This is a genomic window from Paraburkholderia bryophila, from assembly GCF_003269035.1.
Taxonomy (GTDB): domain Bacteria; phylum Pseudomonadota; class Gammaproteobacteria; order Burkholderiales; family Burkholderiaceae; genus Paraburkholderia; species Paraburkholderia bryophila.
Genome location: NZ_QLTK01000008.1, coordinates 152483 through 169984, shown reverse-complemented (window position 1 = coordinate 169984; position 17502 = coordinate 152483). Strand labels below are relative to the sequence as shown.

The window sequence follows — 17502 nt, the reverse complement described above, 5'->3', positions numbered from 1 at the left end:
CGTTTAACCCGTCAGGTGCGGCCCGCCACTTTCGAGACTTCGAAAAAACGGCCGCACCGCCAGGAACACCCATGAAGCTCGAACACCCGGATCGTCTGATGAACCGCACTCCTCTCTCGCTCGCCGCGCTCGAAGTGCATGACGCCTTCGCCGAACGGCACATCGGCCCGGATACGGCCGACCAGCACGCCATGCTCGAAGCCCTCGGCTTCGCGTCGCGCGCCGCGCTGATCGACGCCGTCATTCCGAAGGCGATCCGCCGCACCGAAACGCTGCCGCTCGGCCCCTTCGCGCAACCGAAGAGCGAAGCCGAAGCGCTCGCCGCGCTGCGTGAGCTCGCGGACAAGAACCAGGTGTTCCGCTCGTACATCGGGCAGGGCTATTACAACGCGCACACCCCGACGGTGATCCTGCGCAACGTGCTGGAAAATCCGGCGTGGTACACCGCGTACACGCCGTACCAGCCGGAAATCTCGCAAGGCCGTCTCGAAGCGCTGCTGAACTTCCAGCAGATGATCGTCGATCTGACCGGTCTGGCAATCTCCAACGCGTCGCTGCTCGACGAAGCCACCGCCGCCGCCGAAGCCATGACGCTGCTGCAGCGCGTGGGCAAACCGAAGTCGAACGTGTTCTTCGTCGCCGACGACGTGCTGCCGCAAACCATCGAAGTCGTGAAGACGCGCGCCACGCCGGTCGGCATCGAAGTGAAAGTGGGCCCGGCTACCGAAGCCGCCAGCGCGAATGCGTTCGGCGTGCTGCTGCAATACCCCGGCGTGAACGGCGACGTACGCGACTACCGCGCGCTCACCGAAGCGATCCACGCTGCGGGCGGTCATGTGGTGGTCGCCGCCGACCTGCTCGCGCTGACCGTGCTCACGCCGCCGGGCGAATGGGGCGCGGACGTGGCCGTCGGCAACACGCAGCGGTTCGGCGTGCCGGTCGGTTTCGGCGGTCCGCACGCGGCTTACCTCGCGGTGCGCGACGAATTCAAGCGGCAGATGCCGGGCCGCCTCGTCGGCGTGACCGTCGACGCGCAGGGCAATCCCGCGCTGCGTCTCGCACTGCAAACGCGCGAACAGCACATTCGCCGCGAGAAGGCGACTTCAAACGTGTGTACCGCGCAAGCGCTGCTCGCGATCATGGCCAGCATGTACGCGGTGTATCACGGCCCGCAAGGTCTCAAGACGATCGCGCTGCGCGTGAACCGTATCGCCGCGCTGCTCGCCGAGGGCGCAAAGCAACTCGGCTACACGCTCGCCAACGAAAACTTTTTCGACACGCTCACGTTCAATAGCGGCGCGCGCACGCAAGCGCTGCACGACGCGGCGAACGCGAAGCGCATCAACCTGCGCTGCGTGAGCGCCACGCAGGTGGGCCTGTCGATCGACGAAACCACGTCGCGTCGCGACCTCGCCGATCTGCTCGCGGTGTTCGCCGAAGCGGCCGGTTCGAAAGACGTGCCGCAAATCGACACGCTCGACGAAAAACTCGCGGCGTCGAACCGCGCTTCGGTGCCGGCCGCGCTCGAACGCACTAGCGCGTACCTCACGCACCATGTGTTCAATCGTCACCACTCGGAAACGGAAATGCTGCGCTATCTGCGCAGCCTCTCCGACAAGGACCTCGCGCTCGATCGTTCGATGATCCCGCTCGGCTCGTGCACGATGAAGCTGAACGCGACGTCGGAAATGCTGCCGGTCACCTGGCCCGAATTCGGTCAGATCCATCCGTTCGCGCCGGCCGAGCAAACCGTCGGTTACCGCGAAATGATCGATCAGCTCGAAGAAATGCTGGTCGCGGCGACGGGTTACGCGGCGGTCTCGCTGCAACCGAACGCCGGCTCGCAAGGCGAGTACGCCGGTCTGCTGATCATCCACGCGTATCACGCGTCGCGCGGCGAAGCGCATCGCAACGTCTGCCTGATTCCCGCCTCGGCGCACGGCACGAACCCGGCCTCGGCGCAAATGGCCGGCATGCAGGTGGTCGTGGTGGCGTGCGACGCGCAAGGCAACGTCGATATCGACGACCTGAAGAAGAAGGCCGATCAACACGCCGACAAACTCGCGGCGATCATGATCACGTATCCGTCCACGCACGGCGTGTTCGAGGCGAATGTGCGCGAAATCTGCGAGATCGTGCATGCGCACGGCGGCCAGGTGTACGTGGACGGCGCGAACATGAACGCCATGGTCGGCCTGACCGCACCGGGCCAGTTCGGCGGCGACGTCTCGCACCTGAATCTGCACAAGACGTTCTGCATTCCGCACGGCGGCGGCGGACCGGGCGTCGGTCCGGTCGCGGTCGGCGCGCATCTCGCGCAGTTCCTGCCGAACCAGATCTCGTCGGGCTATGAACGCGCGCCGAACGGTATCGGCGCAGTGTCGGGCGCACCGTTCGGTTCCGCCTCGATTCTGCCGATCTCGTGGATGTACATCGCGATGATGGGCGCGAAGAACCTCACCGCCGCAACCGAAACCGCCATCCTCAACGCAAACTACGTCGCGAACAAACTGGCGCCGCACTATCCGGTGCTGTATTCGGGCCCGGGCGGACTGGTCGCGCACGAATGCATTCTCGATCTGCGTCCGTTGAAGGAAACCAGCGGCATCAGCGTCGACGACGTCGCCAAGCGTCTCGCCGACTACGGCTTCCACGCGCCGACCATGAGCTTCCCGGTGCCGGGCACGCTGATGGTCGAGCCGACCGAATCGGAATCGAAGGAAGAACTCGACCGCTTTATCGAAGCGATGATTGCGATTCGCGACGAAATCCGCGCGGTAGAAGACGGCCGCTCGGACCGCGAGGACAATCCGCTGAAGCACGCGCCGCACACCGCGGCCGTCGTGATCGCCGACGACTGGAAGCACGCGTATGCGCGCGAAACCGCTGCGTATCCGCTGCCCACGTTGATCGCGAAGAAGTACTGGCCGCCGGTTGGCCGTGCTGACAACGTATACGGCGACCGCAATCTGTTCTGCTCCTGCGTGCCGATCGCCGACTACGAGTAAGCATGGCCGCTGCCGCGCACCGCCTGCGGTTGCAAGCAGGCGGTGCGCGGTTCGGTCCGCATTTCTGTCGCGAGTGGCCGCAAACGGCTAACATCACACACCGAATCAGCCTAACGAGGAGTTTCGCATGGCGCGAAAGGTGCGATCGATGCATAGCCGGACCCGTATCCGACAAGCCCAGAAAACGTGGCAGCAGGCTTGCGCGTTCACGCTCGCGAGCGCGGCGCTGCTGCTGCCGCTGCGGCAGGCGCAGGCGGCGATGAATTTTTGCGCGGCGCCCGCGCTGCAAACCAGCGAACGCACGAACGCCGATCCCGGTGTGAAAGCCCTGGTCAGCAATGTGCAGGCGCATCTGAGCGATCCGCCGCACGCGCTCGCGAAACTGCACACCGAGGGCACGCTGCCGCACGAAGGCATCCACGATCAAAGTGTCGAAGCGGAGAAAGATCTGGATCTGCTGCGCGATGCTGCCCTCGCCTGGCGCGCGACCAGCGACGACCGTTATCTGAAGCTCGTCGACCGTTTGCTGTTCGCGTGGGTCACCACGTATCAGCCGAGCTTCAATCCGATCGACGAAACGCATTTCGAAGGCCTGATCCTCGCGTACGACATGACCGCCAGTGCGTTGCCCGTGAAAACGCGCAATGCCGCGATGGCGTTCCTGACGAAACTCGCCAACGGTTACATCGGTCAGATCGATGCGCAGCCGCGGCCGCTCAAGGGCACGTTCCGCAACAACTGGCAGAGTCACCGCATCAAGCTGATCGCCATGGCCGCGTTCACGCTCGACAATCGCAAGATGATCAACGCGGCGCAACGGCTGTTCGTCGAGCATATCGGCGACAACATCGCGCCGGACGGCTCGACGATCGACTTCAGCGAACGTGACGCGCTGCATTACGTGACCTACGACTTGCAGCCGCTCGTCACGGCCGCATTGTCCGCGCGTCGCCACAACCGTAACTGGTTGCCGGAGAAGGGCCCGAACGGCGCGTCGCTGCAGGCCGCGCTCAACTGGCTCACGCCGTACGCGACCGGCAGCAAAACGCATGAAGAATTCGTGCATTCGAGCGTTCCGTTCGATGCAAAACGTCGCGAGGCCGGTTTGCCCGGCTATTCGGGTCAATGGGACCCGAAGAACGCGACGGAACTGTTTCACTTGGCGGCGCGTCTCGACGGACGCTATACGCCGATCGCGCTACAGCTCGCACCGACACCGCCCGCGTGGCTCGCCGTGTGTTTGCCGCTGCCGGCGCGATAAACCCACCCCCTTTCAGCATGGAGCAGTAAATGGCAGTCAGCGTGTTCGATCTCTTCAAAATCGGCATTGGTCCGTCCAGTTCGCATACGGTCGGGCCGATGCGCGCGGCGCTGATGTTCGCTCAAGGGCTTGAACGCGACGGGCTGCTCGACACCACCGCGTCGGTGAAGGTGGATCTGTATGGTTCGCTCGGCGCCACCGGCAAGGGCCACGGCACGGATCGCGGCGTCATGCTCGGCCTGATGGGCGACGCACCCGACACCGTCGACCCCGACACGATCGCGCAACGGCTCGACGCCGTGCGGGTCACGCGCAAGCTCGCGCTGCTCGGCACGCACGAGGTGCCGTTCGTGCTGAAAGAGCAGATTTCGTTTTATCGCCAGGCGCTGCCCGAGCATCCGAACGGCCTGAAGCTGCGCGCGCTCGACGCGCAAGGCGAGACGCTGCGCGAGTCGACCTATCTGTCGGTGGGCGGTGGCTTCGTGGTGACGGCCGGTGCGCCGAACACGAAGGTGCTGAGCGCCGTCGATCAACTGCCGCACTCGTTTCGCAGCGGCAATGAACTGCTCGCGCTGTGCGAATCGACCGGCAAGAGCATCGCTCAGTTGATGTGGGAAAACGAGCGTGTCTGGCATACGGAAGAGGAAACGCGCGCCGGCCTGATGAAGATCTGGGACGTGATGCAGTCGTGCGTGTCGCGTGGTTGCGGTATCAACAATCCGGATGCCGACGGCAATCTGCCGGGTCCGTTCCAGGTGAAGCGCCGCGCACCGCAGTTGTATCGCGCGTTGTCGGGCAATCCGGAACTCGCGCTGCGCGATCCGTTGTCGATGGTGGACTGGATCAATCTCTACGCAATCGCCGTCAACGAAGAAAACGCTGCGGGCGGCCGTGTGGTCACCGCGCCGACCAACGGCGCGGCCGGCATCATCCCGGCGGTGCTGCATTATTACGTGCGCTTCATGCCGGGGTCGAACCAGCAAGGCGTGATCGATTTTCTGCTGACGGCTGCGGCGATCGGCATTCTGTACAAGCTGAACGCGTCGATTTCGGGTGCGGAAGTGGGTTGCCAGGGTGAAGTGGGCGTCGCGTGTTCGATGGCGGCGGGCGCGCTCGCCGCGGTCATGGGCGGCACACCGAGACAAGTCGAGAACGCGGCGGAGATCGGCATGGAGCACAACCTCGGGCTCACGTGCGATCCGGTCGGCGGCATGGTGCAGATTCCGTGTATCGAGCGTAATGCGATGGGTTCGGTCAAGGCGGTCAACGCCGCGCGCATGGCGCTGCGCGGAGACGGCACGCATTACGTGTCGCTGGACTCCGTCATCAAGACGATGATGCAGACCGGTGCGGATATGAAGACCAAGTACAAGGAAACGTCGCGCGGCGGGTTGGCGGTGAATATCGTCGAGTGTTGAGCGCGGTGTTGTACGGTGAATGACGAGGAACGCGGGCTACGGCCCGCGTTTTTTTATGGGCGCGTGACTACGCGGTTGGGAGCTTGCGCGCTTGCGTGACGACGCTTCTGCGCGCGCATGCTCATTGCACTGCGCCGTGACAGTGCACGCGCGGTCGGCGTAAGCTGTCGAAGCGCCGATCGGCTCCCATCTTCGCCGAGGCGGCAATCTCTGATCGCACTCACGCACTGCCTGGAGGCTTCATCGCAATGTCGCTGCCGAATGCTCCCGTTTCAGGTTCCGTCGCCGCTCAAACCACTGGCGCGCGTCTCGTTGTCGATGCCTTGCTGACCCATGGCGTCGAACGTGTTTTCTGTGTACCCGGCGAGAGTTTTCTCGCCGTGCTGGATTCGCTGCACGATGAAACCGAACGCATCCAGACCGTCGTGTGCCGTCACGAAGCGGCCGCCGCGAATATGGCCGAAGCGGTCGGCAAATTGACCGGCCGCCCGGGCGTTGCGATCGTCACGCGCGGGCCGGGCGCGACGCATGCGTCGATCGGCGTGCACACCGCGTTTCAGGACTCCACGCCGATGATTCTGCTGATCGGCCAATGCGCGCGCGAACATCTGGATCGCGAGGCGTTTCAGGAGATCGACTATCGCCGCATGTTCGGTCAGATGGCGAAGTGGGTCGCGCAGATCGACGATCCGAAGCGCATTCCCGAATATCTGAGTCATGCGTTTCACACCGCGACGTCGGGCCGGCCTGGACCCGTGGTGTTGTCGTTGCCGGAAGATGTGCTGAGCGACGTGTGCGATGCGGTCGCCGGCGCGCCGGCTTATCAACGCGTGGCGGCGTCGCCGTCGCTCGCGCAGATCGAGACGTTGCGGCAACTGCTGGAAGGTGCGCAACGGCCCATGGTGATCGCGGGCGGCAGCGGCTGGACGCCGGAGGCTTGCGCGGATTTCCGCCGCTTCGTCGAGATCTGGCAACTGCCGGTTGGGCTCGCTTTCCGCTTTCAGGACACGCTCGACAACGAGCATCCGAATTACGCGGGCGATGTCGGCCTCGGCATCAATCCGGCGCTTGCGCAGCGTATTCGCGACGCGGACGTGCTGCTCGCGATCGGTCCGCGTTTGGGCGAAGCCACGACGAACGGCTATACGTTACTGGATATTCCGAAGACCAAACAGACGCTCGTTCACGTTCATCAAGGCGCGGACGAATTGGGACGCGTGTATGCCGCGGACCTGCCGATCGTCTCCGGCATGCCCGAGTTGGCGGCGATGCTGGCGGCGATGAAACCCGCCTCTGACGAAGCGCTGGCCTGGCGCGGCGCGGCGGACGAAGCGCACCGCGCGTATCTCGACTGGCGCAAGCCGCGCCAGATTCCGGGCAACGTGCAAATGGGCGAAGTGATCCAGCAATTGCGCGCGCATCTACCGGACGATGCCATTCTCACGAACGGCGCGGGCAATTACGCGACGTGGCTGCATCGGCATTTTTCGTATCGGCACTATCGCTCGCAGCTCGCGCCGACGAGCGGCGCGATGGGTTATGGCGTGCCGGCGGCGATCGCGGCGAAGTCGCTTTATCCGCAGCGTGCGGTGGTTGCGTTAGCCGGCGACGGCTGCTTCATGATGTCGGCGCAAGAACTCGCGACGGCGATGCAGTACGACCTGCATGTGCTGTTTATCGTCGTGAACAATGGTCATTTCGGTACGATCCGGATGCATCAGGAGCGGCACTATCCTGGGCGTGTGCATGGCACGGGATTGACCAATCCGGACTTCGCGGCATTCGCGCGTTCGTTCGGCGCGCACGGCGAAACGGTGGAGCGCACCGAGGATTTTCTGCCGGCCTTGCAACGCGCAATGGCAGCAAAGCGCGCGGCGGTGATCGAGATCCGCATGCCGCAGGAGGCGAGTACGCCGGGCGCGACGCTGGAGCAGATTCGCGAGCAGGGGAGGAAGTTGCGCGAAAATGCCGCGTGAGCACAGGGCGGAGCGCGGAACACCCGAAGCGGCTTAACGGGTCGGTCCGCGTTCATTGACCGAGGTCAACGACAATCACGAAACTTGGGCGACCCACCTCCGCGCGGCCTACATGAGCAGCTCACCCAGCGCGGAGAGGCTTTCTTGCTCAAGTAACGAAATGACCGCAATGCCGCATCGCTGAAGTCGAAAAAAAGCCCCGCGTTTCACCGCAGGGCTTTTTCACTACTGCGCACCATTGAGGCGTTGCTTACTTCCCGCCCACGCTTTGCAGCGTCGTCCACTTGCCATCCACCACCTTGTACAGCGTGATACCGCCGTTCTTCAGGTCACCCTTGCTGTCGTAAGCCAGGTTCGACGACGTCACTGCCGGCATCGAGGTCTTCGCGAGCAGCGGCAGGTACTTCGCCGGATCGGTCGAGTTCGCCTTCTTCATTGCGTCGAACATGGCCATTGCACCGTCGTAAGCGTACGGCGAGTACGTTTGCACGTCTTCGTTGAAACGCTTCTTGTACTTCGCGACGTAGTCCTTGCCGCCCGGCATCTGTTCCAGCGGCAGGCCGGCGAGCGATGCCACCGTACCGTTTGCTGCGTCACCCGCGATCTCGATGAACGTCGGCGTGTGGACCATTTCGCCACCCATCAACGGCGCCTTGATGCCCAGTGCCTTCATCTGCTTGACCATCGGTGCCGCTTGCGAATCCGCGCCGCCGTAATAGATCAGGTCCGGCTGGACCGACTTCAGCTTGGTCAGGATCGACTTGAAGTCGACAGCCTTGTCGTTCGTATATTCACGATCGACGATCTGGCCGCCCGCCGCCTTTGCTGCCTTCTCGAACTGATCCGCCAGACCCTGGCCGTAAGCCGTACGGTCGTCGACGATCACGATCTTCTTCATGCCCAGCGTCTTGACCGCGAACGTGCCGGCGACCGAACCTTGCTGCGTGTCGGAGGTCATCATGCGGAACGTGGTCTTGAAGCCTTGCTGCGTGTATTCCGGTGCCGTGGCCATGGCGATTTCGGGGATGCCCGCGTTCGCGTAAATGCGCGACGCCGGAATCGTGGTGCCCGAATTGAAGTGGCCCAGCATGCCCTTGATACCGTCATCCACCAGCTTCTGCGCGACGGTCGTGCCGGTGCGCGGGTCAGCCTGGTCGTCGGCCGAATCCAGCACGAAACGAACCTGCTTGCCGCCGATCGTCGGCTTGGTCGCGTTCATGTCTTCCACTGCCAGCACGATGCCGTTCTGGAAGTCCTTGCCGTAGTGCGCCTGCGCCCCCGTCATCGGGCCAGCGAAACCGACCTTCACGTCTTCCGTCGATTGAGCGTTGGCCGTCCCCGCCAGCGACATCGCCGCAACCAATGCCGCGCCTGCCAGCTGTTTCATCTTGTGTTGCATAGCTTCTCCTTGGTACCAGGTGTGGATGGAGCGGTTTCGGGGTCGCCGTACCGCTTCCGTTTTATTGAGCAATTGAACTGAGGTTCGCTCAACCAATCGTCATCAAATTCGCATTACCGCCGGCTGCCGCAGTGTTCACGCTGACCGAGCGTTCCGTCAGCAGACGCTCCAGCGTGTAGTCCTCGTCGCCGCTCTCCAGCGCGCGCGCCGCGACGCCTTGCACCGACACGATCGGCCCGGTGCGCTTCGCGACTTCCTTCACCAGCGCGAGCAATTCGTCGCTATCGCCTTCGAACAGCACGGCGTCGAACGGCGTGTCGGCATTCTTCTTCACGCTCGCATGCGCTTTCAGCGAGGCGGGCAGTTGCGACACCAATTGTTCGCCAGCCGCGCCTTCGAACAACGCACGATTTCCCGTAGCCAACGCTGCGGCGAACTGCACGCGCGCCCCGCTCGCGGTCGACGCGACGCACAGCACCGTGCCGCGCGCGCCCAGCGTGTAGGTGTTGCGCTCGCCGGTGGGCCCCGACAATACCGCCGTCGCGCCCGCCGGCACATGCGACAGATAGCCGTCGCAACGTGCGGCCAATTGCGGCTGACGTTCGGCGATCAACCAGTCGCGCAACGCGGTCAGCGCGGCGGACGGATTGTCGCTGTTTTCGCCGCCTTGCGGTACGTCGGCGATCAACGACTGCGCCAGCGACTTCGGCAAGCCCGCCGGACGCGTGGCCAGCAGACGCTGCAGATACAACGCGCCGCCTGCTTTCGGACCGGTGCCCGACAAACCTTCGCCGCCGAACGGTTGCACACCCACCACCGCGCCGATCACGTTGCGGTTCACATAAATATTGCCGACGTGCGCGCGGCTGATCACGTGAGCGATCGTTTCGTCGATCCGCGTGTGAATACCGAGCGTCAGACCGTAGCCCGTCGTGCGGATCTGTTCGAGCAACTTGTCGAGCTGGCTGCGGCGATAACGCACCACGTGCAGCACCGGGCCAAATACTTCGCGCTTCAGTTCGTCGATGCTGTCGAGCTCGATCAGCGTCGGCGGCACGAAGGTGCCTTGGGCGCAGCCTTCCGGCATCGGCAGTTGTTCGATCTTGCGGCCTTTCTCGCGCATGGCCGCGACGTGCGCGTCGATACCGCGCTTCGCATCGAGGTCGATCACCGGGCCGACGTCGATCGACAAGCGGTCCGGGTTACCCACCGCCAGTTCGCGCATTGCGCCCCTCAGCATTTCCAGCGTACGGTCCGCGACATCGTCCTGCAGACAAAGAACGCGCAACGCGGAACACCGTTGACCGGCCGAATCGAACGACGACTGCAGCACGTCCGCCACCACCTGCTCGGCGAGCGCCGACGAGTCGACGATCATCGCGTTCTGGCCGCCCGTTTCGGCGATCAGCGGAATCGGCTTGCCGTCCGGATCGAGGCGGTTCGACAGCGTCTTGTTGATCAGACGCGCGACTTCGGTCGAACCGGTGAACATCACCGCGCGGGTGCGCGGATCGGCCACCAACGCGGCGCCAACCGTCTCGCCGTTGCCCGGCAACAGTTGCACCGCGCCGGCCGGTACGCCGGCTTCGCGCAGAATCCGCACGGCCTGCGCGGCGATCAGAGGCGTTTGTTCAGCCGGCTTGGCGAGCACGGTGTTGCCGGCGGCCAACGCCGCGGCCACCTGGCCCATGAAAATCGCCAGCGGGAAATTCCACGGGCTGATACAGACCACCGGGCCGAGCGGGCGATGCGTGTCGTTCGAAAACTCGTTGCGAATCTGCGTCGAGTAGTAGCGCAGGAAGTCGATCGCTTCGCGGATTTCCGCGACCGCGTTCGCCAGCGACTTGCCGGCTTCGCGCACCACCAGACCCATCAGCGTGTGCATCTGCGCTTCGAGCAGATCGGCGGCACGGGCGAGGCAATCGGCGCGCGCATCGACCGGTGTGGCTTGCCAGATCGGCGCGGCGGCCACGGCGTGAGCCAGAGCGGCGCTCACGTGCTCCGACGTCGCTTCGACGACGGTGCCGACGAGGTCACGATGATCGGCCGGGTTGCGCACATCACGCGCGACGCCCACGGCGATTTCGTTGTCTTCGAGCATCGGCGCGGCGCGCCACGGATGATGCGCGCTCGCCAGCAATGCCGATGACAGCGAAGCCAGCCGGTGTTCGTTCGACAGATCGAGGCCCATCGAATTAAGACGCTCGGCGCCGAACAGGTTGCGCGGCAGCGGAATCTTCGCGTGCGGCGCCCCGAGCGGCGTGATCTTCGACGCCTCGTCGGACGGATCGGCGATCAGGTCCTTGATGGCGACGTTTTCGTCGGCGATACGATTCACGAACGACGTGTTCGCGCCGTTTTCCAGCAGGCGGCGCACGAGGTACGCGAGCAGCGTTTCATGCGTGCCGACCGGTGCATACACGCGGCACGGACGGTTCAGTTTGTCGCGGCCCGTGACTTCTTCGTACAGCGGTTCGCCCATGCCGTGCAGGCACTGGAACTCGTACTGGCCGGGATAGTAGTTGTTGCCCGCGAGGTGATAGATCGCCGACAACGTGTGCGCGTTGTGCGTGGCGAACTGCGGATACACCGCGTCCGGCGCGCCAAGCAGCTTCTTCGCGCAGGCGAGGTACGACACGTCCGTATAGATCTTGCGCGTGTAGACCGGATAGCCTTCGAGGCCGTCCACTTGCGCACGCTTGATTTCGGTGTCCCAGTACGCGCCCTTCACGAGCCGCACCATCACGCGATGACGGCTGCGGCGCGCCAGATCGATCACGTAATCGATCACGAACGGGCAGCGCTTCTGGTACGCCTGGATCACGAATCCAATGCCGTTCCAGCCCGCCAGTTCCGGATCGAAGCACAGCGCTTCGAGCAGATCGAGCGAGATTTCGAGGCGGTCGGCTTCTTCGGCGTCGATATTCAGGCCGATGTCGTAGCGGCGCGCGAGGATCGCGAGCGAGCGTACGCGCGGCAGCAGTTCGCTCATCGTGCGTTCCTGCTGCGAACGCGAGTAGCGTGCATGCAGCGCGGAGAGCTTGATCGAGATGCCCGGGCCTTCGTAGATGCCACGGCCGCCGGCGGCCTTGCCGATTGCGTGGATCGCCTGTTCGTAAGACGCGTAGTAGCGCTGCGCGTCGGCTTCGGTGGTGGCCGCTTCGCCGAGCATGTCGTACGAGTAGCGGAAACCGCGCGCTTCGTATTTGCGGCTGTTGGCCAGCGCTTCGGAGATGTTCTCGCCGGTGACGAACTGCTCGCCCATCAGGCGCATCGCCATGTCCACGCCCTTGCGGATCAGCGGCTCGCCGCCCTTGCCGATCAAACGCGTGAGCGCCGACGAAAGACTCGTTTCGCTGTTGGTCGTCACCAGCTTGCCGGTGATCATCAAGCCCCACGTCGCGGCGTTGACGAACAGCGACGGCGCCTGGCCGACGTGCGACTTCCAGTCGCCCTTGCTGATCTTGTCGCGGATTAGCGCGTCGCGGGTGGCGCGGTCGGGAATCCGCAGCAGCGCTTCGGCGAGACACATCAGCGCCACGCCTTCCTGACTCGACAGCGAGAATTCGTGGATCAACCCTTCGACACCGCCGCCCTTGCTCTTCGTGCGCAGCGTTTCGACCAGCTTGTGAGCCATGGCTTGCACGTCGCCGGCGAGATTGGCCGGCAAGCGCGCCTGACCCAGCAGGAACGGCACGCACTCCGGTTCCGGACGGCGATACGCCGCCGTAATCGCCGCGCGCAGCACCGACTGCGGTTGCACGTTCTGCGCGAAGTCGAGGAACGGATGCGAAGCACCGTCTTCCTCCTGCTCGACCGCGGCGCCATCGGCCAGATCGGCCGAACCCGTCACCCCGGACAATTCGGGCGGCAATTGGCCGTGCTCGATCTTTTCGAGGTAAGCGAAGATCGCCTGCTTGATAAGCCAATGCGGAGTGCGTTCGAGGCGGGTGGCGGCATCTTTCAGCCGGGAACGCAGGAGGTCGTCGACCTTGACGCCAAGGGTGGTGCTAGCCATGTTTCCTTCTTCGGATACCAGACGAATGCCCGGCGAAAGACTAAAAGTTGGCGAATCGTACGCCTCCCAATAAAAAGGTGCAACCATACTTGGCATATGGTTGCACCTTCTTGAAATCCTTGTGGGACGGGGGTTTGCGCGCGATTGCGCGGCGCGCGGCGGAGTCGGTTGCGATCAGTACTTTCCCTGGCGTGATTCTTTTCGCATTTACCCTTATCAAACGGGACGGCGCGCCGTTATAGAGAACATGGCGGCATGCGGCCTCGCGGCACGCAAAAAAAACGAAACGGGGTTTGGCGCTTTAGAGGATCGGTGAAATGGAAAAGTGGCTGGTGGTATTGGGTATCTGGGCAATGTGTGCGACTTGCGCGGTGCTGTTTATTCGTGGCGCAACCGGCGGTGCGGACAAACGCGCGGCAGTCGAAGGACGCACGCGCGCGGCGTCGCGTGCATCGGCTGGCGATGCGCGGACGGCATTGAACGATTGATTCGAGTGGTGAGAGGCGTTCGTCAGATGTCGAGCGGATCGACTTCGACACTCCAGCGCAGCACGCCTTTCAAGCCGCGCAGCAGCGGCTGCCACGCACGCAACGTCGCCTGCAACGCCGCCCTCGAGGCGCTTTCGATCAGCAACTGCGCGCGATGCACGTGCATCACCTTGACGATGGTGAGCGGCACCGCGTCGTAGACCGTCACGCGCTCGGCGGCCGGAATGCTGGTCAGCGCCGTGGCAGCCTGCTGCAGGAACGCAATTGCGGCCTCGAGCGTGCGCCCCTCGGCGCGCAGCAAAGCCTGATAAACGAACGGCGGCAAATGCGCATCGCGCCGCTCGGCCAAGGTCGAATTGGCAAAGCCGACGTAGTCGTGACGACCCAACGCGTGATACAGCGCATGGCGCGGATAACGCGTCTGCACCAGCACTTCGCCGGGCAAACCTGAACGGCCGGCGCGGCCGCTCACCTGCATCAATTGCGCGAAGAGGCGCTCGCTCGCGCGGAAGTCGTGCGAAAACAGCGCCGTGTCGGCGTTCAGCACCCCCACCAGCGACACGCGTTGAAAATCGTGGCCCTTCGCGATCATCTGCGTGCCGACCAGAATATCGACCTCGCCCGCGTGAACGTCGGAGAACAGCGCCTGCGCGCTGCCTTTGCGGCGCGTGCTGTCGGCGTCGATGCGCAGCACGCGGGCGCCCGGCACCGCGCTCGCCAGCGTTTCTTCGACGCGCTGCGTGCCGCGCCCCATCGGCGCGATGTCGACGTTGCCGCAGTCGGGGCACGAACGCGGAATGCGCGACTCCCAACCGCAGTGGTGACAGCGCAGCGCGCGCTCGGGCTTGTGCAAAACCACATAAGCGCTACAGCGCGGACAACCGGCCACCCAACCGCAGGCGTCGCAGGCGAGTTGCGGTGCGTAGCCGCGTCGGTTCAGGAACACGAGACTTTGTTCGCCGCGTTCGAGCCGGGCCTTCAGCGCCGCGATCAGCGGCCCCGACAGACCTTCCACCGATGCCCGTCCGCGCCGCCGCTCCTCTTCCAGATCGATCAGCCGGACGGTGGGCAGCACGGCATCGGCTACCGCGCGGCGCAACAGCGTGAGCCGTTTGTAGCGTCCCTGGTCGGCCTGCCACCAGCTTTCCAGCGACGGCGTCGCCGAGCCGAGCACGACCGGCAAACCGAGCTGCTTGGCGCGGTAAATCGCCAGATCGCGCGCCGAATAGCGCAGGCCTTCCTGCTGCTTGTAGGCCGGATCGTGTTCTTCATCGACGACGATCACGGCCAGCTTCGGCAGCGACGCGAGGATCGCGAGCCGCGTGCCGAGCACGATCCGGGCGCGGCCGGTGTGCGCGGCAAACCAGTTGCGCGCGCGTTCGCCTTCGGCGAGACCGCTGTGCAGCGTGACGATCGATGTCCCTTCGAGCGCGGCGAAGCGGGCGCGGAAGGCCGCCTCGAACTGCGGCGTGAGATTGATTTCGGGCACGAGGACGAGCGCCTGCGCGTCGGGTCTGGCCGCGAGAATCTCGGCCAGCGCGCGCAGATAGACCTCGGTCTTGCCGCTGCCCGTCACGCCGTGTAGCAGGAACGGCGCGAAACCGGTCGCGTCGCGAATGGCCTCGACGGCGGCGGCCTGCTCGTCGGTAAGCGTGGGTAGCGTGGGCGCCGGCATCTCGGGCGCTGCCGCTGCGCCGACCACGGCGGCGGCTTCGATCACTTCCAGCGCGAGCCAGCCCTGCGCTTGCCACGCCTCAAAAGTGGCGATCGCTTTGGGGTGCAGCGCGCGGGCGTCGGCCGCCAGCAGGAATTCGACTTCGGCGAGTGCCTCGGCGAGCTTGCGCAGCGCGCTGGCGCGCGCCGGCAAAGCGTCGGGCAACGCCGCGCGTCCTTCGGTTGTGAGGCTGTAGCGCTCTTCGGGTGCAAACAGGCGCGACCAGCGCGAGGCGTCGCGCAGCGCTTGAGGCAGTGCGGGCAGTGCGACTTCGCCGAGGCCGCGTTGATAGTAATCGGCGGCAAAGGCGGTCAGCGCGAGCCACTCCGGCGACACCGGCGGACAAGCCGTGCACACGGCGCTTACCGCGCGAAGCCGATCGGCGGGCACGTCACTGTGAGCGGTTACTTCGCAGACGAGCCCCACGACGTGGCGCTTGCCGAACGGCACGCTGACCAGCATGCCGGGCTCGGCGAGTCCGGGTGTGTCGCACCGATAGTCGAATAGAGTCGGCAGCGGATGATCCACCGCAACGCGGACGAACACGTCGCTCATGCGGCGAGCCGAAGCGGATGGGCCGGCGCGGCACGACGTCGCATCTGTGTGCACGTTGAGCCCGTGCCGAACCCGTCGAAGTTAAAGTAAAACTTCAATTTCGGCGCTAAGTTTTGGATTCGGCTGAACAATTGCAATCGGTCCGTGTGCCTGTGGATAACTTTGTTGAGAACTTCGCTGGAAAGGGCCGCGAAGCGCGCCGCAGCGGCCTTCTGTGGGTTTCCGCACACTCTGCCGCGAACCCCTGAAACCCTTGCCAGACAAGGCTTAGATCAAATGCGCCGGCAAAGCGCAAGGGCGGCTGTACGACGAAAGCTTCTACCGCGCCGCAGCGTGAAGAATGTGCATAAGTCAAGTCTTGACTTTCACAGGACCGCCGTCCGGCGGCCCGTGGCATGCCAATTTGTCCTTAGAGCGAGAGCCCACTTCGCTGCGACGCAGCAAAAACGGTAACGATTACAGCATCACGCCGGTGCATGCGCGCCGCTTCGAATCGCCCGGCTATGTCGATGCACTTCGTCGACGAGTTCGGCGACATTTTCCGGCGGCGTGAATTGCGAAATGCCGTGGCCCAGATTGAAGACATGGCCCGGATGGTTGCCGAAGCTGTCGAGCACGGCACGCGCTTCCATGCGGATCGCCGCCGGCGGCGCAAACAGCACGGACGGATCGATATTGCCCTGCAGGGCCACCTTGCCGCCGACCCGCTCGCGCGCTTTGGAGAGATTCACGGTCCAGTCGAGCCCGACCGCATCCACGCCGATCCCGGCGATCTCGTCGAGCCACAGGCCACCGCCCTTCGTGAAGGTGATCACCGGCACTTTTTCGCCGTCGTGATCGCGCTTCAACTGGCTCACCACCTGCTGGATGTACTGCAGCGAGAAACGTTGGTAGATGCCGTCGGCCAGCGCCCCGCCCCACGTGTCGAAAATCATGACGGCTTGCGCGCCGGCTTCGATCTGCGCGTTCAGGTAAGCCGCCACCGAGCGCGCATTGATGTCGAGAATGCGATGCATCAGGTCCGGGCGCGCGTAGAGCATCGATTTGACGGTGCGGAAATCGGCCGAGCCGCCGCCTTCGACCATGTAGCACGCGAGCGTCCACGGGCTGCCCGAAAAGCCGATCAGCGGCACGCGCTGGCGACCTTGCGCGTCCGTGAGCGCAGTGCGGATTTCACGTACGGCGTCAGTCACGTAGCGCAGCGTGGCGTCGATATCCGGCACCGCGAGACGCGCGACGTCGTCTTCGGTGCGCACCGGGCGCGCAAATTTGGGCCCCTCGCCCGTGACGAACTCTAGGCCGAGACCCATGGCGTCCGGCACCGTGAGGATGTCGGAAAACAGAATGGCGGCGTCGAGCGGATAGCGCTCGAGCGGCTGCAGCGTGACCTCCGTTGCGAACGCCGGGTTTTTGGCCAGCCCGAGGAAACTGCCCGCGCGGCCACGGGTGGCGTTGTATTCCGGCAGATAGCGGCCAGCTTGGCGCATCAGCCAGATCGGCGTGTAGTCGGTCGGCTGGCGCAGTAGCGCGCGCAGGAAAGTGTCGTTCAGGAGTTTATGGGCCACGGTGCGTACGACTGAGGGCAAAGGGGCATTTTACCGGACCCGGCTCCCGGCATCGCGCTTGATGCGGGCAATAACTGTTGGGCGACCGGCCGGCGGCCGC

General features: G+C 64.4%; 9 protein-coding genes. 5 read left to right on the top strand and 4 right to left on the bottom strand.

Features of this window, described 5'->3' with window-relative positions; all coding sequences use genetic code 11:
• Nucleotides 1-71 precede the first annotated feature (71 nt).
• From gcvP to BX591_RS15395, 4 genes are all read left to right on the top strand, one after another.
• Nucleotides 72-3008, top strand: a complete 2937-nt coding sequence (gene gcvP / locus BX591_RS15410) for an aminomethyl-transferring glycine dehydrogenase (RefSeq protein ID WP_111932280.1) — start codon at nucleotides 72-74, stop codon at nucleotides 3006-3008.
• Nucleotides 3009-3135: 127 nt separating this feature from the next.
• A complete protein-coding gene (locus tag BX591_RS15405) occupies nucleotides 3136-4269 on the top strand; it encodes an alginate lyase family protein (protein WP_111932279.1) in 1134 nt (377 codons plus the stop codon).
• 29 nt (nucleotides 4270-4298) lie between these two features.
• Nucleotides 4299-5687, top strand: a complete 1389-nt coding sequence (locus BX591_RS15400; protein WP_111932278.1) for an L-serine ammonia-lyase — start codon at nucleotides 4299-4301, stop codon at nucleotides 5685-5687.
• Between the two features lie 248 nt (nucleotides 5688-5935).
• Nucleotides 5936-7663 (top strand): thiamine pyrophosphate-binding protein, encoded by a 1728-nt coding sequence (locus BX591_RS15395; RefSeq protein WP_111932277.1) that lies wholly within the window; start codon nucleotides 5936-5938, stop codon nucleotides 7661-7663.
• Between the two features lie 250 nt (nucleotides 7664-7913).
• Here the strand turns inward: BX591_RS15395 and BX591_RS15390 are convergent, their stop codons facing one another.
• Nucleotides 7914-9062 (bottom strand): branched-chain amino acid ABC transporter substrate-binding protein, encoded by a 1149-nt coding sequence (locus BX591_RS15390; protein ID WP_111932276.1) that lies wholly within the window; start codon nucleotides 9060-9062, stop codon nucleotides 7914-7916.
• Between the two features lie 88 nt (nucleotides 9063-9150).
• The gene (gene putA / locus BX591_RS15385; RefSeq protein WP_111932275.1) at nucleotides 9151-13080 is read right to left on the bottom strand and encodes a trifunctional transcriptional regulator/proline dehydrogenase/L-glutamate gamma-semialdehyde dehydrogenase; all 3930 of its coding nucleotides are present in this window, start codon (nucleotides 13078-13080) and stop codon (nucleotides 9151-9153) included.
• Nucleotides 13081-13397: 317 nt separating this feature from the next.
• Between putA and BX591_RS36485 the strand changes: the two genes are divergently transcribed.
• Nucleotides 13398-13568, top strand: coding sequence for a hypothetical protein (locus BX591_RS36485; protein ID WP_167444560.1), 171 nt, complete (start codon nucleotides 13398-13400; stop codon nucleotides 13566-13568).
• A gap of 22 nt (nucleotides 13569-13590) precedes the next feature.
• Here the strand turns inward: BX591_RS36485 and BX591_RS15380 are convergent, their stop codons facing one another.
• Both BX591_RS15380 and hemE read right to left on the bottom strand, forming a co-directional pair.
• Nucleotides 13591-15837, bottom strand: coding sequence for a primosomal protein N' (locus BX591_RS15380; protein WP_111932274.1), 2247 nt, complete (start codon nucleotides 15835-15837; stop codon nucleotides 13591-13593).
• A gap of 464 nt (nucleotides 15838-16301) precedes the next feature.
• Nucleotides 16302-17402, bottom strand: coding sequence for a uroporphyrinogen decarboxylase (gene hemE / locus BX591_RS15375; protein ID WP_111932273.1), 1101 nt, complete (start codon nucleotides 17400-17402; stop codon nucleotides 16302-16304).
• Between the last annotated feature and the right edge of the window lie 100 nt (nucleotides 17403-17502).